The organism is Streptococcus sp. 1643 (assembly GCF_006228325.1).
Taxonomy (GTDB): Bacteria; Bacillota; Bacilli; order Lactobacillales; family Streptococcaceae; genus Streptococcus.
Genome location: NZ_CP040231.1, coordinates 330,914 through 352,735, shown reverse-complemented (window position 1 = coordinate 352,735; position 21,822 = coordinate 330,914). Strand labels below are relative to the sequence as shown.

Sequence of the window (21,822 nt, the reverse complement as noted above, 5' to 3'; positions counted from 1 at the left end):
TAATAGAACTATGAAAATCACAAAACTTGAAAAGAAAAAACGCCTCTACTTAATGGAACTAGATGGACAGCAAACCTCTTATATCACGGAAGATACCATTGTCCGTTTTATGTTGTCTAAAGATAAGGTGGTTAGCAAGGAAGAATTAATCGAGATACAGGGCTTTGCTCAGTTTTCTTATGGTAAGAATCTCGCCCTCTACCATCTATCATTTAAAGCTCGAACCGAAAAGGAAGTTCGTGAGTATCTGAAAAAGTATGATCTTGATGAAAAAATCACTAGTCAAGTTATTGCTAACCTTAAAGAAGATAACTGGATTAATGATCGTCAGTATGCCTACTCTATCATCAATGCCAATCAACTTTCTGGAGATAAGGGACCTTATGTGCTAGCTCAAAAACTGTCTCAAAAAGGGATTGCCAAATCAACTATTGAAGAGGTTTTAAAGGATTTTGACTATACAGAAGTTGCTCAACGTGTAGCTGAGAAACTGCTTAAAAAATACACCGGAAAGCTTCCTGCTCGCGCTTTGCAAGATAAGATTATCCAAAACTTGACTAACAAGGGCTTCTCCTATCCCGATGCTAAAAGTGCCTTTGATGACTTGGACAGTCAAGTCGACCAAGAAACGACTCAAGAACTCATTTTTAAAGAGCTAGACAAACAATATGCTAAGTATGCTCGAAAGTATGAAGGTTACGAACTAAAGCAACGTTTAACTCAAGTCCTAGCTAGAAAAGGCTATGATTTTTCGGATATAGCAAACGCTCTCAGAGAATATCTTTAACATTTTCATGTAAAATTCAAAAAGATTAGACCAATTTATGATATAATAGTAGACGATAAACTTATAAATTGTAGAAAGTTGGTTAGTTATGAAACTTCCAAAAGAAGGCGACTTTATTACAATTCAAAGTTATAAGCATGATGGGAGTCTTCACCGTACTTGGCGAGACACCATGGTACTAAAAACAACAGAGAACGCTATTATCGGCGTCAACGACCACACACTTGTTACCGAAAGTGACGGTCGTCGTTGGGTGACTCGAGAACCGGCTATTGTTTACTTTCACAAAAAATATTGGTTTAATATCATTGCCATGATTCGTGATAATGGGATTTCCTACTATTGCAATATGGCCAGCCCCTACTATCTAGATGAGGAAGCCCTGAAATACATTGATTATGATTTGGATGTCAAGGTTTTCACTGATGGTGAAAAGCGTCTCTTGGACGTTGAAGAGTACGAGCGCCATAAACGCAAAATGAAGTATTCTGATGATTTAGACTATATTTTGAAAGAGCATGTTAAAATCCTTGTTGATTGGATTAACAATGGACGCGGTCCTTTCTCAGAGGCCTATGTCAACATTTGGTACAAACGCTACATAGAACTAAAGAATCGGTAAAGTTGTCAAGCTGGGGTGAAAGCCCCGGTTTTTTTATTTGAAAAACTCAGCTTTTCAGCTGGGTTAATTGCTATATATCTAATTTAGTGACAGTAAACTTGATATGAGAATAGTCTTTTTCAACATCCTTATCCAGCAAAAAAGCTGTGGCATCCTTCTTAACCTGAACAAGATCAATGTTCTGAGCTTGAGCTGCATAGACGCATCCACAATAACATTGACGATAGATATCATACTCCTCGCACATCTCTACCGAGCGCTTGTAGCCTTGATTTTTCTTGAAATCACTTGGAAGATAGTGGGTGGTATAAATCTTTTGCACATCGATTCCGATGCTGTTGATGGTTTGAGAATTCTTATGAGGACTGATGGTCAAGGCTGAACCAAAGTAGTCAAAGCCCAAGTCCATAGCTACCTGTGCTGTTTTGTCCAAACGGTAGTCAAAACAAACCTTGCAACGGTCGCCACCTTCGGGTTCTTCTTCTAGTCCTCTAACTAACTTCCGGTATTCATTGGGTTCATATGGGGCTTCTAAATACTGGACCGTATTTCCTGTTCGCTCATTGAAATCACTGACAAATTTCTTGGTGACGTAAGCCCGCTTGTGGTATTCTGCCTTGGGATGGATATTGGAATTGGCAAAATAGATAGTCACATCAGCGTATTTTGTCAGGTATTCTAGGGTGTAGGTACTACAAGGAGCACAGCAAACATGCATGAGAATAGTTGGACGTTGCTCATTTTTCTCCCAAACCTGTACCATTTTCTGCATAACACGGTCATAATTAATCTTCTGATTGGGATTCATCTTGCTCAGAATTTCTTCTACATCGATCATGTTCTTCTCCTTTTTCTAGTTTTATTTTATCATATAAGTTAGGAGAGCTCAAATCTATTTAGAAGAGAAAACCTTAAAAGGAGGGATTGTGTTCCCTCCTTTTGTGTTTTTTATAAGTTGCTTTTACATCATCCCGCCCATCATGCTTGGATCCATTGCTGGAGCTGGGGCTACTGGTTCTGGTTTATTGGCTACGACTGCTTCTGTTGTTAAAATCAAGCTAGCTACAGAGGCTGCATTTTGAAGGGCAGAACGGCTCACTTTAACTGGGTCAATGATTCCTTCTTCAATCATGTTGACCCACTCGCCAGTCGCTGCGTTGAATCCTGTACCAACTTCAGCATTTTTCAAACGATCGATAACGATAGAACCTTCGAATCCTGCATTGTGGGCAATTTGACGAACAGGTTCTTCCAAGGCACGGAGAACAATATTGCGTCCTGTTGCTTCATCTCCTGTCAATTCCAAATCAGCTACGGCTGGGATGACATTTACAAGAGCTGTTCCACCACCTGCAACGATTCCTTCTTCAACGGCTGCACGAGTAGCGTTGAGGGCATCTTCAATGCGGAGTTTCATTTCTTTCAACTCAGTTTCAGTTGCAGCACCGACTTTGATCACCGCGACACCTCCTGACAATTTGGCCAAGCGTTCTTGCAATTTTTCACGGTCAAATTCAGAAGTTGTAGTTTCGATTTGAGACTTGATAACCGCAACACGGTGAGAAATAGCTTCAGGATTTCCAGCACCTTCTACGATAACAGTGCTGTCTTTGTCCACAGTTACTCTCGCTGCTTGACCAAGCGCTTCAATAGTAGCGTCTTTCAACTCAAGACCAAGATCTTCTGTGATGACTGTTCCGCCTGTCAAGATAGCGATATCTTCAAGCATCGCTTTACGACGATCACCAAAGCCAGGTGCCTTAACTGCTACAACGTTGAAGGTTCCACGAATCTTATTCAATACTAGAGTCGGAAGAGCTTCGCCATCTACATCATCCGCGATAATCAAGAGTGGACGATTGCTTTGAAGAATACTTTCTAGAAGCGGCAAGATTTCTTGGATATTGGAAATCTTCTTGTCAGTAATCAAAATGTATGGATTTTCAAGATCAGCCACCATTTTTTCGCTATCCGTCACCATGTACTGTGATAGATAACCGCGGTCAAACTGCATTCCTTCAACAACTTCAAGTTCTGTTTCCATACCACGTGATTCTTCAATAGTGATGACTCCATCTTTGCCAACTTTTTCCATGGCTTCAGAAATGTATTCACCGACTTTCTCAGAACGAGAAGATACGGCAGCAACCTGAGCGATGGCTTCTTTATTGGCAACTGGAATGGCATTGTTTTTCAAGGCTTCTACAGCTGCGGCAACTGCTGCTTCAATCCCACGACGAATACCGATTGGGTTGGCACCTGCAGTGACGTTTTTGATTCCTTCACGGACGATAGCTTGGGTCAAGACAGTTGCAGTTGTCGTTCCGTCACCTGCGATATCATTGGTTTTTGAAGCTACTTCTGATACCAATTTGGCACCCATATTTTCAAAATGGTCTTCCAACTCGATTTCTTTGGCAATGGTCACCCCGTCATTGGTGATGAGTGGTGAGCCAAATGATTTTTCCAACACAACGTTACGACCTTTTGGTCCCAAGGTTACTTTAACAGTATCTGCAAGGATATCGACACCGCGGACCATAGCTGAACGAGCATCAGATGAAAATTTAATTTCTTTTGACATACTTACTTTCTCCTTCTATTCTTCAACGATTGCCAAAATGTTAGCTTCGCCAACGATGATGTACTTTTCATCGCCATCTTTGACATCAATACCTGCATGGGCTTCAACTAAGACACGGTCTCCAGACTTAACGCTTGGAGCAACCAAGTCACCATTCAAGGTACGAACCCCTTGTCCTGTAGCCACTACAGTAGCTGTTTTCGTTCCTTCTTGGGCTGATTTTGCGAGGACAAAGCCTCCAACAGTTTGTTCTTTTTCTTCAATTTTCAAGACCACACGGTCTCCTAATGGTTTCAACATTTGTCTTCCTCCATGATAAACTACATATTATTAGCACTCTTTATATATGAGTGCTAATTCATAGTTCTATTGTATCACTTGGTCAGAAATAGTCAAGAAAAAAGTCTGACTTTGGCAAGATAAAAAGTCTGAGACCAACTCAGACTTTTCAATGTTTATACTCAATGAAAATCAAAGAGCAAACTAGGAAACTAGCCGCAGGTTGCTCAAAGCACTGCTTTGAGGTTGTAGATAAGACTGACCAAGTCAGTTACCTATACCAGCTGACGTGGTTTGAAGAGATTTTCGAAGAGTATTAAAATGGCAATTCCTCCTCTTCCAAAACCAAGTCTGCCAAATCCTGTCCTGCGTTATTTTCACGCATGGCACGTTGGGCACGGCTTTCTAAAAGTTGGAATCCTGTGGCAAGAACTTCAGTCACATAGTTCATCTGGCCATTTTTCTCAAAGCGACGGGTACGAAGTTCTCCATCCACAGAGATAAGACTACCTTTAGTTGCATAGCTTGCCAAGGTTTCAGCCAATTTGCCCCAAAGAACCAAATTGACAAAGTCAGCTTCACGTTCCCCGTTTTGGTCTTTGTAACGACGGTTCACAGCGATAGTTGCTCGCGCTACCGACTTGTCATTGTTGGTTTTGTGCAATTCTGGTGTAGACGTCAAGCGCCCGATCAAAATAACTTTATTATACATATTTTCTTCCTCCTACTTATCTATTCGCAAGGAATAAAAAAAGTTACAAAAATTTGTAACTTTTCGAGAAAATTTTTTATTTTTTATGAACCATGAAACCTGTCGCCTGTTGATTGGCCATAATAGTCATATCTGTAATCTGCACACGACGGGGTTGACTGGTCACATAGACAACAGTGTCTGCGATGTCTTGTGCCTGCAAGGCTTCGATCCCCTGATAAACCGTCGCAGCACGCTCTTTGTCACCGTGGAAACGTACCGCAGAAAAATCTGTTTCGACAATTCCTGGCTGAATAGTAGTTACCTTGATGTCCGTTGCGATCGTATCAATTCGCAAACCATCTGAAAAAGTCTTGACAGCAGCCTTGGTGGCTGAGTAAACAGCTGCCCCAGCATAGGCATAGATTCCTGCGGTTGACCCCATATTGATAATATGACCCTGATTCGCTTTTACCATTGCTGGCAAGAAACAGCGAGTAACTGCCATCAAACCCTTGACATTGGTATCCAACATGGTCAGCATATCCAACTCTTCGTAGTCTTGATAGGGAGCCAAGCCAAGAGCTAGTCCGGCATTATTGACCAAGATATCAATCTGCCCTATCGTTTCCAAAATATCGGAGCAGACAGTCTTGACCATGGTCATATCTGTGACATCCAGTGGAAAGGTCCAAACGGTTTGATTAGGAAAAATTTCTGCAAACTCTGACTTGAGGGCCTCTAGTCTGTCTGTCCGTCGCCCTGTTAGAACGACATTCTCCCCCTGCTCCAGATAAGCACGCGCAATCGCTTCACCGATTCCTGAAGTCGCTCCTGTAATCATTACATTTTTCGCCATCTTATCCCCCTCTATCTGGTCTATCAAATACCGACAATTTCCTAGGCAGTCCAGTGTTTGGCTGGGTCAAATGGAGTTCCGACAACTTGGTCTTCTGATAATTCAATAACCCCACGTTTTTGCGGAGCATTTGGCAGCTGCAATTCACGAGGGCTGCACATCATGCCAAAACTCTTTTCACCACGAAGTTCGCCTGGGAAAATGAGATTGCCTTTGGGCATCATCGCTCCAGGAAGAGCTACAATGGTTTTCAACCCAACACGCGCATTGGGAGCCCCTGCAACGATTTGCACTGCCTTGTCACTTGCGACGGCCACTTGACAGATGTTGAGGTGGTCACTATCAGGATGGGCTACCATCTCGACAATTTCACCGACAACAAACTTGGGGTCTTTGTCGTTGATAATCTCTTCCGTAAAGCCTTCCGCCTGTAATTCTTGGTTCAAACGAGCGACTTGCTCATCTGTCAAAAAGACTTGACCGCGCTCTACAATTTCAAACAAACTTGAAACTTCAAAAATATTCCAAGCTACTGTTTCTCCATTTTCTTTGAGAAAAACACGGGCTACCTTGCCTTTGCGCTCCACGTCCAACTTGGCATCGCCGCTATTTTTCACGATGACCATAAGGACATCGCCGACATGCTCTTTGTTATATGTAAAAATCATTCTTTTCTCCTATTTCAGTCCTACTAAAAAGTCGTTAATTTCTTCCTTGCTTTTACGGTCACGATTGACAAAACGACCGATTTCCTTGTCCTTTTCTAAAACAACAAGACTAGGAATGCCGTACACATCCCAGAGTTTGGCTAGATCCATGTACTGGTCACGGTCCACTCGAATAAAGGTGAACTCTGGATTTGTCTCCTCAATCTCTGGCAAGGCAGGATAGATATAACGACAATCGCCACACCAGTCCGCCACAAAAAGAAAGACCTTCTTGCCATCTTGCTCGACAAAACCTGCTAGTTCTTCTATACTATCGGGAGTAATCATAAGACTTCCTCCTCATAGACTAGGTCTTCATTCTCATAGACAAAGGTATAGTGACGACCATCCTCGAAAATGACTCCTCCGACAAGTCGCTCTAGGCTACTTTCGTAGACTTGAACATAGAGAGTCGCAATCTCACCCATATCTGAGAAAAGTTCGCGCACGATAGCGGTCAACTCTTCCTGAGTCTTCATGAGCTTGTGATTATCTGCTGCTTTTTTAGCCCCCAAAGCAAGGGCACTTAGACCAGCCACAGTCAAGCCAGTCATCCATAATTTCTTAGCTTTCATACCATTCATTGTAACACAAAAAGGGCTCTAGGACAAATAGGGAAGCCGTATAGGAGCAAGGCAATTAAAAAACCTCTGAGATTATTCTCAGAGGTTAGAAGATAACTAGTTACTATTTTCAACTGCTGCAGTCACAAAGGCAGTGTAGAGTTCTTCTGGACGGTTCGGACGACTTGAAAGTTCAGGGTGATACTGACAAGCCACAAAGAATTTATTTTCAGGAATTTCCACAATTTCTACCAAACGATTGTCTGGAGAAACTCCTGAAAAGACAAAACCTGCTGCCTCAAACTGTTCACGAAAGACGTTGTTAAACTCATATCGGTGACGGTGACGGCGTTGCACCACTTCTTGATTATGATAAGCAGCCGCTGCTTTAGAGCCACGTTTCAACTTAGATGGATAAAGTCCCAAACGAAGGGTGCCACCCATATCCTCAACATCAACCTGATCACGCATGATATCAATGATAGGATATTTTGTATCTGGTGCAAGTTCTGCAGAATTGGCACCTTCAAGACCTAAAACGTGACGAGCAAACTCGATACAAGTCAACTGCATTCCCAAGCAGACTCCCAACATTGGAACATCATTTTCACGCGCATAGCGAATGGCTTGGATTTTCCCTTCCGTACCACGTTGACCAAAACCTCCTGGTACGATGATTCCGTCCGCATCAGACAAGAGATCTGCTACATTCTCTGCTGTCACATCATTGGCATTGATCCAATTAATCTTCACTTCTGCGTCGTTGGCATACCCAGAGTGTTTCAAAGCTTCAACCACAGAGATGTAGGCATCTTGCAACTCCACATACTTACCAACGAGGGAGATCTTGACTTGTTTTTTCAGGTTCATGACCTTGTCCACCATGGCTGACCACTCTGTCATATCCGCTGCTGGTGCATCTAATTTCAAATGATCACAAACAATTTGGTCCATGCCTTGCGCCTGCAAGTTCAATGGAATTTGGTAAAGGTGTTCAACATCCAAAGATTCAATAACAGCTTCTGGTGCCACATCACAGAACTGAGCTAGTTTATTTTTAATGCCCTGACCAGCTGGTTTTTCTGTACGAATGACCAACATATTTGGCTGGATTCCCAAACCACGCAATTCTTTTACAGAATGCTGAGTTGGTTTGGTCTTCATCTCACCAGCAGCCTTGAGGTAAGGAAGCAAGGTTGTATGGATGTACATGACGTTATCTGCCCCCACATCTGCCTTCATCTGACGAAGGGCCTCTAGGAATGGCAAGGACTCGATATCTCCAACAGTTCCACCAACCTCTGTGATAATGACATCCGAGTCTGTCGTTACAGCAGCACGCTTGATTTTCTCTTTCAAAGCATCTGTGATATGAGGAATGACTTGGACAGTTGCCCCAAGGTATTCGCCACGGCGTTCCTTACGAAGAACTTCACTGTAGATTTTACCAGTTGTCACGTTGGAATATTTGTTGAGATTGATATCGATGAAACGTTCATAGTGGCCCAAGTCCAAATCGGTCTCAGCCCCATCATCTGTCACAAAGACTTCCCCGTGCTGGTAAGGACTCATAGTTCCCGGGTCGATATTGATATAAGGGTCAAACTTCTGAATAGTTACTTTGAGACCACGATTTTTCAAGAGGCGGCCCAGACTTGCTGCGACAATCCCTTTCCCAATAGACGATACCACACCACCAGTTACAAAAATATATTTCGTTGACATAGATTCCTCTTTCTAAAATGCTCAAGGTCTTGTTAACTACAAGGGGAGATAGAGAACAAGACCTTTATGGATAACGACTTTTCAAGAAAAACTTCCTGAAAAAACAAAAATAGCTCCCTAGTAACTAGAGAGCCCGACCTCTAAAAGAGGTGCCCGAACAATATAATACCTCAAAGCAGAACATTTGTCAATCCGAATCGGTAAAACCTGAAAATAAGAAGATTGCTTTCAGAAAACGAACTAAAGATCCACATCCAAACGGATGTATCACTCAACTACTTTGCCCAAGCGACAAAAAAGGAGATCAGGCGATCTCCTCTGTGAAGTCTTTTACTCTTCTTCACTCGTTTCAGCATCATCGTCAGAAAACTCGTCGTCTTCTTCGTTGAGATCCACGTCTTCGCCCAAGTCATCAGGAGCGATTTCGTTGATTTCTGCATCGTAAGCTTCCACTTCATTTTTCTCATCATCTGGATTTTCATCATCGTATGAAAGAGCTGGGTCTGCTTCGTACGCATCTTCGTCTTCTGGATCATCCGCATTGTAGTCAATAGCATCTGAATCGCCATCCATGAAGGCATTGACACGTTTTTTCTTAGCTTTTGGAGCTACTTCATCGTCGTCACTTTCTTCAAGAGCGATGATTTCTTCGTCAATTTCGTCTACACCATACCATGAACGAAGACCCCATTTGTTGTCTCCAAGAGAGATGAAGCTACCGTCAAAGTTCAACTCTGTGTAGAACAAAGGCAAAGCTTCGCGGATATCGCTGTTTGATGTTCCAAGGTAGTTTTGAATTTCATTTACAAGATCGCTAAAATGCATCTCATGATCGCGACCACGAAGTTCCAAGATAGCACGCGCTACCTCAATCATAGATAGTTCACTTTTTTCTTGCCCAGCAAATACTTCTAATTCCAAAGCGTTTCTCCTCATTTTTACTACTATCGCCAGAGCGAACAGACTCCGACCTCATTTTATCATGTACTCTTTATTGTACGATAATTTTGCGGAATAGTCAAAGGTTAAGGAAAAATAAAGGTGAAATATTTCAGCTAATTGAAAGACCTGTGTAACATGACCACAGGTATATTGATTTATTTATAACTCAAGGCTGCAACTCTAATACCAACCACAAACTGCAAGAGGATTCCTACAAAGATAAAGGATTATTTGTTGCATCAAATCAAGTAAAAAGATCATTTCAGGTCCTGCCAGTAACTTCGTTTTCTTTCCTTTATTTCATTTTCCCTAGAATAGTGAAAAATCCTTCTCTTGTTAATGAGTTTCATAAGAAAAAGGCTGGAGAATCCAACCTTCTCTATTTATTCAGCTAAGAGTACTTCTTTGATGGTTTGCTTTTGGAGTTTTCTGTTGGATAGATAAAAGAGGCTTTCATAAACCACAGCAAAACCGATCAAAGTCCAGAAGCAAACATTCCCATCAAAGTGATGCTCAATCTTTTCAGGAATCGTATCTTTGATCACACCAATCAAGATTTCCATGATAGTGTACTGATAAGCCGTCCCAAGAACAAATCCTAGATAGGCCCAGAAACGATAGGGAGATAGGATATGATCTTGGTATTCACGATCTGTGTAGCCAAAAGCCTTCATAAGAGCCAGGGTTTCGCGGCTTTCTGAGACGACAATCCCTAGTGACAAAAAGAGAATAGAGAAAGAAAGGATCAAGCCAATCATGATCATCATGGTTTGGATGATGTCATCTGTGTAGTCCCTTAGACCAAAGGACAATTGAACCATGGCCGCAAAACACATAGAGCCAAAGACTACAAAAAACAGGATCGATTTTCTCCCCCAAATCAGCGACGAAGACAGCTCTTTTTGGAAGGATTTTTCTTTCTTAGGAGCACTTTTTTTCCTTTTGGCCTTAATCGGTGTTGGGGATTTTTTCAATAGGCGAAGGGCCGGCGTTTGTAGTTGTCTTCTAGCATAGCCAATCGCAAGAACCATAAAGAAAGTCGTTGGCAGTATCACTAAAGCGATCAAGAGCTGCCAGTGAAAATGAATGGTAATTTCTGGCAAAATCCCCTTCTCATTGCGAAAGTCATAAAAATGTCCCATCATTAGAAAAGAAGCTAAATAGCCAAGAAGCGCTCCAGCTCCAAAACTGAGCCCAAAGGCCCAAAACCGTTTAGCTAACTGGCCATTGCTGTATCCCAAAGCCTTTAAAATTCCTAATTGTTCCTTGTGGTCATCGACAAATTGTTTGATATAAAAACACATGAGAAGGACCGACGTCAAGGACAAGACAACCCCACTGACCATGGCCACCATCCAGGAAAGCGAAACCTGGGCATCATAGTAGGTCTGCATCATGGGATTGATTTTAGAAATCTCCAACTGCTCGATATCCAGGTAAAAATTCAAGAAGAGATTGGCCACAAAGACCGCACAAGCCCCAATGATACTGACGACAACTAATTTACGAATATCTTTTACTGAAAACATGGCTTACCATCCAATCTCATAAGCAGTCTGAGGTTGATCATTGGTCTCAACTTCTGTAATCTTGCCACTATTGACACGGATAATAGTTCTGGCCATATCCGCAATATTTTGATTGTGTGTCACCATAATCAAGGTAAAGCCCAGCTTTTCCTTCAATTTCCAGATATAGTCGAGAATCTTTCGCCCTGTTTCTTCATCCAGGGCGCCCGTCGGCTCATCTAAGAAAAGAATCTCTGGCTTTTTGGCCAAGGCCCGAGCAATGGAGACTCTCTGCTGTTCCCCACCAGACAATTCACTCGGATATTTGTCCAGCTTATCTCCAAGGCCCAAATCCTCAATGATCTGCAAAAAATCATGATTGTTTGCTAGGTCTGCCCCCATCTTTACATTTTGTCTAACCGTTAGATTCGGTAATAAATAATACTGCTGAAAAATAAAGGCTATCTTCTCACGTCTAAAGGCTGTCAATTGAGCATCTGTGAGTTGCGATAAATCCTGCCCTTGAATGAGGATATGCCCCTCGTCTACCTTTTCTAATCCTGATAACACATTTAAGAGAGTTGACTTGCCCGATCCAGAAGGACCTAGGATAACTACATCATCCTGATCTTGAATCTGCAAATCAATCCCTTTTAAAACCTTGGTTTGGCCATAGCCTTTGTAAACATTTTTTAGTTGAATCATTTCTTTTCTACCATTTCTTTGATGAGAGATTGACAAACTTCTGTCAATAAACCAATCACTTCTTCCATGCTGAATTGATAAATACCAGAAGCAACCATAGAGGCCATGCCGTGTGAGTAGATAAATAAATGCTGGTACAGGCGACTAGCCTCCTCTAACGTCAATGGATAGTCTGCTACAATCGATTCCAGAACCAATTGGTAACTATGATCCTTCATGGGAAGAAAATCTTGAAAGCGACGAATCGGATCTTTGCTAGGATTTTGGAAAAGCAATTGAAAAAGTTGGGGCTCTTTTGAGGCGAACAGGATATAAGCAACCCCGACAGATCGAAATGGCTTCTCATCTTCTAAAGCCTTTCGTATATACTCCACTACGACCATCTCTGCAGCAACAATAACCTCTGCTTGTAACTCGGCCATATTGGCAAATTGCCCAAAAATGACTCTTGGTGTGGCTCCCAGTTGCTCCGCTAATGCTCGAGCCGTCAAACTAGCCATGCCCTCTTCTCTCACCAATTGTAAAGCTGTCCCAATGATAGTCTCTTTACTAAATTTAACCTTTGGTGGCATAAGACTCCTTTCGCGCAACATTTGTTGCGCAACATTTGTTGCATAAAAGAATACCATAAAAAAGAAAGACTTGTCAAGAAAAAACTGTAAAACACCAAAAAAAACAGCGGACTTTTTATTTCTTTGCTACCCAGCCGATAGCATCGCTAGGTGGATTTTCGGTATCAAGCCAGATGAATTCAATCCCGATTTCCCCATTTTTAAACTTGGTTAAGCCAATACCATTGATTTCTAGTTCGTTGAGTCGTTGTCCTGTCAAAACCTCTCGTTCCTTCAGCTGGAAAAGTTAAGGGGAACTAATATAAATCTTCAAGACTTCTGTATTCTATAACTTCATTCTTTATGATACTCTTTTTAAATTCAAAATGATTCAATGGATTATCGATTAATACTAACTTTGGAATATCATCCAGGTTGGTAACCAAGGATAAAATAAAATCTGATTTAAACTCTTTGGCTTTTTCATATTCTCTGGAAGTCAATCGAATGCGACCCTTAGGTTTTCGAATTCCTTTAACTTCGGCAAGATAAGAATGTTCTTGAACATCTACTTGGAAATCATATCCATCACCATAAAGACGGGCATCGGTTAATTGTCCACCTTGAAATTTTTCTTCTTTATCAAAATGGAGTATAAAGTAATTTTCTGCTTTCATTCCAGTTTCTTGTAGACGTTTGAATTTAGTTCTAATTATTGGTTTTTCAACGATGGTTATGCCTGTTTTCTCCACTTCACTTGCAAGCAACATTTTAACGATTTCTGCATAACTGTGAACATCTTCATTCCCAAACATCATATCAATTAAATCTTTACGAAAACGGTAAACTTCGGCTTTTTGCCACCAACCTTTCCGATTGTTCTCAAAATAGGGGTCAAATAAATCCATTCTATTTTTAACTACACCTGTCGTTTCTGCGAAACCCAAAGAAACTATATAACGATAAAACTCAGATTTACTAGAGCATTGAAACTCTTTTATAAACAACTTATCAAATTTGGCAAGACCATAGCCAATTAAATTTAACAATTCATAATGAGGGTGTTTGGACATAACTTTCTCCATCAATAGATATTGATTTCATTATACAAAAAAACACGGCTTACCACCGTGTTTCTATGTTTATTTCACCAACTTCTTCATCTCATCAATACGTGCGACGGTCGCATCGTATTTGGCTTGGTAGTCGGCTTGTTTGTCGCGTTCTTTTTGGACGACTTCTGGTTTGGCGTTGGCTACGAAGCGTTCGTTAGAGAGCTTCTTACCAACCATATCCAGTTCTTTTTGCCATTTAGCCAGTTCCTTGTCGAGACGAGCTAATTCTTCTTCGATATTGAGGAGGTCTGCGAGTGGCAAGTAGATTTCTGCTCCTGTGATGACGCTTGACATAGCGAGTTCAGGTGCAGGGATGTTTGATGCGATTTCCAAGTGTTCTGGATTTGTGAAGCGTTTGATGTAGTTGACATTGCTGTTAAAGAAAGCTTCCAAGTCGCTATCGCTTGTCTTGACAAGGATGGTGATAGGCTTGCTTGGTGCTACGTTTACTTCCGCACGCGCATTCCGAACAGCACGGATCAAGTCTTTGAGACTCTCCACACCTGTGTGGGCAGCAAGGTCTTCAAAGGCTGGATTGACAGTTGGGTATGCTGCTGTAACGATAGAAGCTTCTGAGATTTGTCCAAAGATTTCCTCTGTCACGAATGGCATGATTGGGTGAAGGAGACGAAGGATCTTGTCCAAAGTATAAAGGAGAACAGAACGTGTGATGACTTTCTCTTCTTCATTATCGCTATAAAGGACTTCCTTGGTCAACTCAACGTACCAGTCCGCAAACTCATCCCAGATGAAGTTGTAGAGGATGTGTCCAGCAACACCAAACTCAAATTTATCAAAGTTTTCAGTGACTTTTCCGATCGTTTCATTGAGGTTGTGGAGGATCCAGCGGTCTGTGACGTTTCCAGCTTCCTTGTTGGTAACTTTTTCGACATTGGCAGTTGCTTGCTCGAGAGTCAAGCCTTCATTGTTCATGAGGATATAGCGAGAGATGTTCCAGATCTTGTTAATGAAGTTCCATGAAGCATCCATTTTCTCGTAAGAGAAGCGCACGTCTTGCCCTGGTGCAGAACCGTTTGAAAGGAACCAACGAAGGGCATCGGCACCGTATTTCTCGATAACATCCATCGGGTCAATCCCGTTACCGAGAGATTTAGACATCTTGCGTCCTTGCTCGTCACGGATGAGACCGTGAATAAGGACGTTTTGGAATGGCTGACGACCTGTGAATTCCAGAGATTGGAAGATCATACGAGACACCCAGAAGAAGATGATGTCGTAACCTGTTACCAAGGTTGAAGTTGGGAAGTAACGTTTGAAGTCTTCTGAGTCGACATCAGGCCAGCCCATGGTTGAGAATGGCCAGAGGGCAGAACTGAACCAAGTATCCAAGACATCTTCGTCCTGAGTCCATCCGTCGCCTTCTGGAGCTTCTTCGCCAACGTACATTTCACCCTCAGCATTGTACCAAGCAGGGATTTGGTGACCCCACCAGAGCTGACGAGAGATTACCCAATCATGGACATTTTCCATCCATTGAAGGAAGGTATCGTTGAAACGAGGTGGGTAGAATTCTACCTTGTCTTCTGTATCTTGGTTGGCAATGGCATTTTTAGCCAATTGATCCATCTTGACGAACCATTGAGTAGACAAGCGTGGTTCAACCACAACACCTGTACGTTCTGAGTGACCAACACTGTGAACACGTTTTTCAATTTTAACGAGGGCACCGATTTCTTCCAACTTAGCAACGACTGCCTTACGAGCTTCAAAACGGTCCATACCTGCAAATTCGAAGGCCAAGTCATTCATGGTTCCGTCGTCGTTCATGACGTTAACTTGTGGCAAGTTATGACGTTGACCAACCAAGAAGTCGTTTGGATCATGGGCAGGTGTGATTTTCACGACACCAGTACCAAACTCAGGGTCAGCGTGTTCATCCCCAACGATTGGAATTAGTTTATTAGCGATTGGAAGGATGACGTTTTTACCAATCAATTCCTTGTAGCGTGGGTCTTCTGGATTGACCGCAACCGCAACGTCCCCAAACATGGTCTCTGGACGAGTTGTCGCAACTTCAAGGGCGCGTGAACCGTCTTCTAGCATGTAGTTCATGTGGTAGAAGGCACCTTCGACATCCTTGTGAATCACTTCGATATCAGAAAGGGCTGTGCGAGCTGCTGGATCCCAGTTGATGATAAACTCACCACGGTAGATCCAGCCTTTCTTGTAAAGGTCCACAAAGACCTTGCGAACGGCTTTCGACAAACCTTCGTCAAGGGTGAAACGCTCACGAGAGTAGTCTACAGAGAGACCCATCTTGCCCCATTGTTCCTTGATGGTAGTAGCATATTCGTCTTTCCATTCCCAGACTTTTTCCAAGAATTTTTCACGACCGAGGTCATAACGCGTAATGCCCTCACCACGCAAGCGCTCCTCAACCTTAGCCTGAGTAGCAATCCCCGCGTGGTCCATACCAGGAAGCCAAAGCGTATCAAAACCTTGCATACGTTTTTGTCGGATGATAATATCCTGCAAAGTCGTGTCCCAAGCGTGACCAAGGTGGAGTTTCCCAGTTACGTTTGGTGGTGGAATGACGATAGAATATGGCTTAGCCTTTTGATCGCCTGAAGGCTTGAAAACATCGGCATCAAGCCATTTTTGGTAACGACCAGCCTCAACTTCGGCTGGATTGTATTTAGGTGAAAGTTCTTTAGACATGTGTTTGTCCTTTCTCTATTGTATTCATTTTATCTTGAATCTGCTTGGCAACTTCGGCTCCAGACAGATTCGTATTATTTATTTTAAGGTAGTGGTACAACTCATTCGGTTGATGTTGGGAATTTAATTGAAGTGTTTCAGCAGTATCCAAAATTTCTCTTTCAGATATCTCAACATGCCGTTTTAAGGGTTTGTGCTTTAATCGATTCTCCGTTCGATTTCGATGTAAGCGCTCCTCAAGTGTCGTTTCCAACTCAACAAACAGAATCTCTTGATGATAATCATCCAACAAATCCTGAATTTGCTTCAAATACAGCAGCTGGTACTGATTTGAAAAATCAATTACGTCTGTTAAAATCACAGATCGCTGATTCCTAGCACTTGCTCCAAGGAAAGAAAAGGTAATTCCACGAACAAATTCCCACATTTCCTTTGTATAGTCCTGATAGATTTCTAGCGCAAAATCGATGGCTTGATGGTTATAAAAGAGGGTAGCATTCGTCAGTCGAGATAACTCTTGACCAATCGTCATTTTCCCAGAAGCTGGAGCCCCAATGATGAAAAGATGCATCAAATCACCTCCCACTCACTCTTCAGCAAGCCGTATCTCAAATCATCACAGCGATTTCCTTGGGCATCTTTGCGGTCTCTTATGCGAGCTTCGAGGGTGAAGCCAAGTTTCTCTGCGACTCGTTGACTTTTGATATTGTTGCCAAAACAAGTCAGTTCAATCTTATGCAGATTCAATTCTTTAAAAGCTAGGTCAATCAAGGCACGTGCCGCCTCTAGAACATAACCTAGACCCCAATGGTCTGGATGTAAGATATAGCCAATCTCCAAGACATCATCCTCGCGACGACGAGGGAAATCAACAGAGCCGATGACCTTATCGGTTCCTTTAACGACAATCCCGTATCCCGCTGGTAGATTTTCCTTTTGATTACGCTCAGGAAGGATATGCTCCAGATAATAAATCTCATCTTCCAAGGTCTTGACGGGAGGAAAGCCTGCTGGGTAGGAAACTTCTGGCCTACTGGCATAGTCAAAGATATCCACAACATCAGCCACGGTACGGACTCGTAAAACAAGCCGTTCAGTTTCTAAATGTTCTGGCAACTCTGCTCTTGTCATCCTTCTACCTCGCTTTCTACAAAAAAATCGTCCCTGCCATCTACATGACAGGGACGAATATGCTTATCCGCGGTACCACCCAATTTCGGGCAAGGCCCGCATCTTTGTTTATTTCAATTTTTCATCCATCAGCAACCAGTTTTGACACATTTGTGGACTTCTCAGCTCCGCCACTTTCTGTAAAATGTGGGATTCAAAACACCTCTGATGGCTTTATTGTAGCAAGTTTTTCTCGGAAATGCAAGGGACAAGAAAAATTACTTGAAGCTGATTCCGTGTTCTTTTAATTTCTTAATCGTAGCTGGGCCGATTCCTTTCAAGGCAAGGAGTTCTTTTTCTGTCCAGTTTTTGAAGTCAGAAGCTGACTTGATACCTTCATCATAGAAAGTCTTAGCACGATCTACTGAGAGGCCACCCAAAGTCGCTGCAAAATCTTCTACTGAATTCGCTACTTTTTGAGCTTGTTCCTTAGTCGCTTCTACTGCTTGTTCCACTTTTTTAGAGACAACTTTTCCTGCTTCGCTGGCAGATTTTTCTGCGTGTTTCACAACTTTCTTGGTCTCTTCGACAACTTTGGTCACCGTACTTGAAAAGGCACCTGAGCGACGAAGGCTATTTCGCAATTGTTTTTTACGTTGGAGTTTCTTTGACATGATAAAATCCTTTCAATAAAAAATCCCTGCTCTGACAAGGATTTAATAAAGATATTCTATCAAGATTTTGGGAAAAAATCAAGAAAGTATCTGTATTTTAATAGTTTCGCTCACCAAACAATCCTTCTGGCAAATCATGAAATCCCTTGCCTGCTTTGAAGTTTTCAAACTTACCAAGCAAGAACTGATAAGCATCCAAGCGACTTTCGTAGCGAATCATGGCATCTTTGGCACGTTCGTCTTGGTCTTCTTCGTAGACCTTTTGACTTTCCTTGTGCGCCATATCGTTAATCATGATCTGGGTATTGACCCAGGTTTCAAATTCCTTCATAAATTCTTGTTCGTAACTCATTGATTCTCCTTATTCTAATCCACGGAAATAGTCCGTATCAATCTCTCGGTAGGGTTGGATATCCTGAACATACTCTAGCACGCCTTGGAATTCTCCGTTTTCATCGTGTACTGCGGCATAGGTGATGTGGACAAACTTGCCTCGCGACTCTGACTTGAACCACATTTCATACTTGTCCTTGACCCCTTCACGAAGACCTTTCATAACGGCCTTCACCTTTTCTAGATACTTGGGCGGATGGCAGAGTTCAACATTGCGCCCGACTTGGGATGGCGTCCGTTTGAAAATCATCTCATCAGCTGGCGTATTGTCATTGTAATACTGAAAAATGTCGTCTTTATTGACAAAAGTGATCTCCATAGGGAGGTGATTGAGGATGAGGTTGGCCTGATCGACGGAGAGATAGCCATTGCCAAAAGCCTGTTGACAATGACGGTCCAGCACTGCTTCCTTTTCCTTAGGGGTAAAGGTAATGGTGAACTGGCCTTCTGGTGTATCGATAACTTGCTGAACTTGACCTTCTGCCGTGTCTAGTTGTACTGACTCCTCTGCACTCTTTTCCTCAACAAAGCTCTGTCGTTCTGGCACCCATTTCTCTGACGGACGGATGATGGCATAACCATAGGCATCACTCTCCTCCGCAATCTGAAGCCAGTCATCCTGAGTGAAAGACTCAAGGAGAATCATGAGGAGGATGGACTCTTCCTTGAAAATCATACTTTCAAACTCTGTCGCAAAAGCTTCAAAGGCCTCCTTTACAGTGGAAATCGCCACTTCTGGTAGTGCCTTAGCCGTCGCTAGAGCTGTCTGAAAGAGTTCTCTGATCTGATCATCCACTCCCCACATAACTTTTGGAGGTGAATCGTGACCATAGCGCTCCATGATGGGAAAAAAGAGCTCTTCCTTGCGCTGATAGTGGATGTCAAATTGCCCCAACAGCCCCATTTGACGGACCAAGCCCTTGCGCATCTCTGCCAGCATTTCCTCATCTTCCATAGACTCATAGGTATCCAACAGTCTCCGAATGCGAATCAAAGCTGCACGGAGAGCCAGATTTTCATCCTTGAAGACGCGAACTGGATGACCAGGATGCTCGGTATCTTCCACTTCAACACCCTTAACAGCATTTTTAAAAAGATTGGCATGGACATCACAAAGTTCCATGACATCTTCAAAGGTGACACCTGAGTCTGAGTTCATCAGCTCGTGCTCCATGAGGGAAATCTCGATGGCTGACACACCTGTAAAGGTCGCATCAAAACGCTCCTGAACTGACTCAGGAGAGGCGCCATTGTGCAATTCTAACAAAATATCCCGTAGGATATGAATCCGTTCATCTGCCATTAGTCTAATCCAATCACTTCATAGCCGTTCGCTTCTAGCGTGCGGACAATCTTGTCCATAGGAGTTCCTTCAAGTTTAGAACCCTGCTTCAGCGATACTTTGCGACCGACTGTGTTGCGCATCAAGGGATTAGCAAGTGGTTTAAAACCGAGCTCCACTAGGATTTCCAAAACTTCTGGGTGCTTGTCTACCACTTCTGCAACGGGTATTGACACATCGATGATATTGTCCATGACGACCTCCATGTATGTTCTAATACTCAATGAAAATCAAAGAGCAAACTAGGAAGCTAGCCGCAGGCTGTACTTAAGTACGGCAAGGTGAAGCTGACGTGGTTTGAAGAGATTTTCGAAGAGTATAAAATGATTTTACTGCTTATATTATACCATATGGGAAGAGATTAAAAAACTAGCAGTGGAATTCCTGCTAGTTTCTTTCATTTCAAGTTATTCCTTATCATCTGGTTTTGCGAGCCACTGGGCTACATCCATCAGCTTGTCAGCAAGCAGTACTTTCCCGAAACCTACTAGAGCATTGTCATCTTTTTTCATGTTCTTCAGGACTTTGACGCTTTGCATCACGAAAAAGTAATTCCCGTAAGTCTTGGCTAGAATTTTAATGAATCCCATATTACTCTCCTTCGATGATTTCGACCTCTTTTCGGATAGTATCAACGTCTCTTTGATATTGCACTTCATTGTAGTTGACTAGCTTGGACAATTCCTGTTGCAATCTTTCTCCCATCGGTTTCATGGTCGCAAAGGTTAAGCCACCAGAAATGACTCCACCTAGGATAGGAATCACTTTCCCCATCCCTTTAGCTAGGCCTCCTTTTGTCAGATTGACACCAAAAATTTTCAAAACTTTTTCTAAAATTGGATACCAAAGAGTTTTTGTCAAGGCTTTCTTGTTCACTACTTTTATGACTTGCTTGGCTACTGTCACACCGCCTGATCGAAGCAGGGCACCTGCGCCATTTACTCCCAGCATCACACCGAGATACAGTAGAAGTGTGTTTTTAGCTTCCTCGCTTAACTCATTGCGCGATGCCCAAAGATCATCAAATCCGTAAATATACCCTAGTTCTTGAGCTAATTTCAATGAAAAAGCATAAAACTGGGCTACGTCTGTCGGGATAGTGATCGCCATGACAATCCCTCCAGGTAGACCTGCCAAAACCGAAGTTCCACTGGCTAACAGGACATTGTCTTTAATACAGGCCTTGGCCACTCTATCCAAGCTTTCTTGAGGCAACAAAGAAGTCGGTCCTTGTTCAATCAAAGTTGGAATATCCTTACGGTCTAATTCCTTTGAAAACTTTTCTACCAAAAATCTTTCTCGATCGACCTTGACTACGGGAAGTTTCACCACTTGTTGCAGTACTTGCATAGCTATATCTTGTTTAGCCATATATCTCTCCGTTTTTCATTTATATCAAGCTTTATCATATCATACTATTCGAAATATACAAATTTTTTAAACCGATTTTTATCAGATGGATACATCGTCAAATAGCAATGATCATGCTCTGGCAACAAAAAAGAGGGGCACCCCTCTTTTTTAGTTCTTATCCAGATTGCGTAGCATCTCGTCAATCTTGTTTCCATATTCGATGGACTCATCTTTGACGAAGGTTAAATCTGGGATTTTGTACAATTTCAAATTGCGACCAAGTTCACGTTTGATGGTACCAGTTGCTTTTTCAAGCCCGATTTGAGCTTTTTGATTATCTGAAGCAAGGTTACTCAAAATGGTGTAGTAAACCTTGGCAACAGACAAGTCACCCAGCATCTGAACATCTGTAATGGTCACACCTTGGACACGCGGATCACGGACTTTCTTTTGCAAAATCTCATTGACTTCACGCTTGATTTCCATGCCCACACGATCCGTACGGAAATGATTTGCCATGATATTCCTTTCTCTACTTTGAACCAAAAGCTAGGCCAGCAGACCTAGCTATTTTTAATAGATAGAGGAACTAGAGCCATTTGAATCTAGGAAACAAGCCTTTGATAGAACTAA

27 protein-coding genes are annotated in these 21,822 nt (G+C 42.4%); 2 read left to right on the top strand and 25 right to left on the bottom strand.

The genetic code is table 11. The features are described from left to right. Positions 1-10 precede the first annotated feature (10 nt). A complete protein-coding gene (gene recX, locus FD735_RS01985; RefSeq protein WP_000705065.1) occupies positions 11-787 on the top strand; it encodes a recombination regulator RecX in 777 nt (258 codons plus the stop codon). A gap of 88 nt (positions 788-875) precedes the next feature. Beyond that, positions 876-1,409 (top strand): DUF402 domain-containing protein, encoded by a 534-nt coding sequence (locus tag FD735_RS01980; protein WP_000775318.1) that lies wholly within the window; start codon positions 876-878, stop codon positions 1,407-1,409. A gap of 70 nt (positions 1,410-1,479) precedes the next feature. Here the strand turns inward: FD735_RS01980 and FD735_RS01975 are convergent, their stop codons facing one another. From FD735_RS01975 to rbfA, 25 genes are all read right to left on the bottom strand, one after another. Continuing rightward, the gene (locus tag FD735_RS01975) at positions 1,480-2,247 is read right to left on the bottom strand and encodes an epoxyqueuosine reductase QueH (RefSeq protein ID WP_000567567.1); all 768 of its coding nucleotides are present in this window, start codon (positions 2,245-2,247) and stop codon (positions 1,480-1,482) included. 123 nt (positions 2,248-2,370) lie between these two features. Beyond that, positions 2,371-3,993: a chaperonin GroEL gene (groL, locus tag FD735_RS01970; protein ID WP_000031560.1), complete on the bottom strand. Its 1,623-nt coding sequence runs from the start codon at positions 3,991-3,993 to the stop codon at positions 2,371-2,373. A 15-nt stretch (positions 3,994-4,008) separates the two neighbouring features. Beyond that, entirely contained in the window at positions 4,009-4,293 is a 285-nt protein-coding gene (gene groES / locus FD735_RS01965) for a co-chaperone GroES (protein WP_125422694.1), read from the bottom strand. 295 nt (positions 4,294-4,588) lie between these two features. Beyond that, positions 4,589-4,984 (bottom strand): single-stranded DNA-binding protein, encoded by a 396-nt coding sequence (locus tag FD735_RS01960; protein ID WP_000282436.1) that lies wholly within the window; start codon positions 4,982-4,984, stop codon positions 4,589-4,591. A 76-nt stretch (positions 4,985-5,060) separates the two neighbouring features. Next, positions 5,061-5,822, bottom strand: a complete 762-nt coding sequence (locus FD735_RS01955) for an SDR family NAD(P)-dependent oxidoreductase (protein ID WP_139658362.1) — start codon at positions 5,820-5,822, stop codon at positions 5,061-5,063. A 41-nt stretch (positions 5,823-5,863) separates the two neighbouring features. Further along, positions 5,864-6,490 carry a YtpR family tRNA-binding protein gene (gene ytpR, locus FD735_RS01950; protein WP_084880105.1) on the bottom strand — a complete coding sequence of 209 codons (627 nt, stop codon included), beginning with the start codon at positions 6,488-6,490 and terminating at the stop codon, positions 5,864-5,866. A 9-nt stretch (positions 6,491-6,499) separates the two neighbouring features. After that, positions 6,500-6,817 (bottom strand): thioredoxin family protein, encoded by a 318-nt coding sequence (locus FD735_RS01945; RefSeq protein ID WP_139658361.1) that lies wholly within the window; start codon positions 6,815-6,817, stop codon positions 6,500-6,502. Beyond that, on the bottom strand, positions 6,814-7,113 hold the full coding sequence (locus tag FD735_RS01940; protein WP_002875970.1) for a DUF4651 domain-containing protein: 300 nt from the start codon (positions 7,111-7,113) through the stop codon (positions 6,814-6,816). Before FD735_RS01940 ends, FD735_RS01945 begins: the two co-directional genes overlap by 4 nt. A gap of 96 nt (positions 7,114-7,209) precedes the next feature. Then, entirely contained in the window at positions 7,210-8,817 is a 1,608-nt protein-coding gene (locus FD735_RS01935; RefSeq protein ID WP_139658360.1) for a CTP synthase, read from the bottom strand. A gap of 330 nt (positions 8,818-9,147) precedes the next feature. Next, the gene (gene rpoE, locus FD735_RS01930) at positions 9,148-9,738 is read right to left on the bottom strand and encodes a DNA-directed RNA polymerase subunit delta (RefSeq protein WP_000418415.1); all 591 of its coding nucleotides are present in this window, start codon (positions 9,736-9,738) and stop codon (positions 9,148-9,150) included. A gap of 404 nt (positions 9,739-10,142) precedes the next feature. Further along, positions 10,143-11,288 (bottom strand): FtsX-like permease family protein, encoded by a 1,146-nt coding sequence (locus FD735_RS01925; protein ID WP_139658359.1) that lies wholly within the window; start codon positions 11,286-11,288, stop codon positions 10,143-10,145. Positions 11,289-11,291: 3 nt separating this feature from the next. After that, complete coding sequence (locus FD735_RS01920) at positions 11,292-11,972, bottom strand: ABC transporter ATP-binding protein (protein ID WP_139658358.1); 681 nt, start codon at positions 11,970-11,972, stop codon at positions 11,292-11,294. After that, the gene (locus tag FD735_RS01915; protein WP_139658357.1) at positions 11,969-12,544 is read right to left on the bottom strand and encodes a TetR/AcrR family transcriptional regulator; all 576 of its coding nucleotides are present in this window, start codon (positions 12,542-12,544) and stop codon (positions 11,969-11,971) included. Before FD735_RS01915 ends, FD735_RS01920 begins: the two co-directional genes overlap by 4 nt. Positions 12,545-12,659: 115 nt before the next feature. Next, positions 12,660-12,803 carry a hypothetical protein gene (locus tag FD735_RS01910; RefSeq protein ID WP_176553047.1) on the bottom strand — a complete coding sequence of 48 codons (144 nt, stop codon included), beginning with the start codon at positions 12,801-12,803 and terminating at the stop codon, positions 12,660-12,662. A 37-nt stretch (positions 12,804-12,840) separates the two neighbouring features. Next, complete coding sequence (locus tag FD735_RS01905) at positions 12,841-13,596, bottom strand: DUF3883 domain-containing protein (RefSeq protein WP_176553046.1); 756 nt, start codon at positions 13,594-13,596, stop codon at positions 12,841-12,843. Positions 13,597-13,665: 69 nt separating this feature from the next. After that, on the bottom strand, positions 13,666-16,317 hold the full coding sequence (locus tag FD735_RS01900) for a valine--tRNA ligase (RefSeq protein ID WP_139658354.1): 2,652 nt from the start codon (positions 16,315-16,317) through the stop codon (positions 13,666-13,668). After that, the gene (locus tag FD735_RS01895; protein WP_125422726.1) at positions 16,310-16,888 is read right to left on the bottom strand and encodes an AAA family ATPase; all 579 of its coding nucleotides are present in this window, start codon (positions 16,886-16,888) and stop codon (positions 16,310-16,312) included. The genes FD735_RS01900 and FD735_RS01895 overlap by 8 nt, the downstream gene beginning before the upstream one ends. Further along, positions 16,888-17,448, bottom strand: coding sequence for a GNAT family N-acetyltransferase (locus FD735_RS01890; RefSeq protein WP_139658353.1), 561 nt, complete (start codon positions 17,446-17,448; stop codon positions 16,888-16,890). The genes FD735_RS01895 and FD735_RS01890 overlap by 1 nt, the downstream gene beginning before the upstream one ends. 257 nt (positions 17,449-17,705) lie before the next feature. Next, positions 17,706-18,101, bottom strand: coding sequence for a helix-hairpin-helix domain-containing protein (locus tag FD735_RS01885; RefSeq protein ID WP_000038700.1), 396 nt, complete (start codon positions 18,099-18,101; stop codon positions 17,706-17,708). Between the two features lie 97 nt (positions 18,102-18,198). Then, on the bottom strand, positions 18,199-18,453 hold the full coding sequence (locus tag FD735_RS01880) for a DUF1912 family protein (protein ID WP_000119718.1): 255 nt from the start codon (positions 18,451-18,453) through the stop codon (positions 18,199-18,201). Between the two features lie 9 nt (positions 18,454-18,462). Continuing rightward, a complete protein-coding gene (locus tag FD735_RS01875; protein WP_139658352.1) occupies positions 18,463-19,797 on the bottom strand; it encodes a DUF438 domain-containing protein in 1,335 nt (444 codons plus the stop codon). Then, positions 19,797-20,030: a DUF1858 domain-containing protein gene (locus tag FD735_RS01870; RefSeq protein WP_000368739.1), complete on the bottom strand. Its 234-nt coding sequence runs from the start codon at positions 20,028-20,030 to the stop codon at positions 19,797-19,799. The genes FD735_RS01875 and FD735_RS01870 overlap by 1 nt, the downstream gene beginning before the upstream one ends. Before the next feature lie 213 nt (positions 20,031-20,243). After that, a complete protein-coding gene (locus FD735_RS01865; protein ID WP_000505781.1) occupies positions 20,244-20,426 on the bottom strand; it encodes a hypothetical protein in 183 nt (60 codons plus the stop codon). A 1-nt stretch (position 20,427) separates the two neighbouring features. Further along, positions 20,428-21,207, bottom strand: coding sequence for a hypothetical protein (locus FD735_RS01860; protein ID WP_001118427.1), 780 nt, complete (start codon positions 21,205-21,207; stop codon positions 20,428-20,430). Between the two features lie 150 nt (positions 21,208-21,357). Continuing rightward, positions 21,358-21,708, bottom strand: a complete 351-nt coding sequence (gene rbfA / locus FD735_RS01855; RefSeq protein WP_001273601.1) for a 30S ribosome-binding factor RbfA — start codon at positions 21,706-21,708, stop codon at positions 21,358-21,360. Between the last annotated feature and the right edge of the window lie 114 nt (positions 21,709-21,822).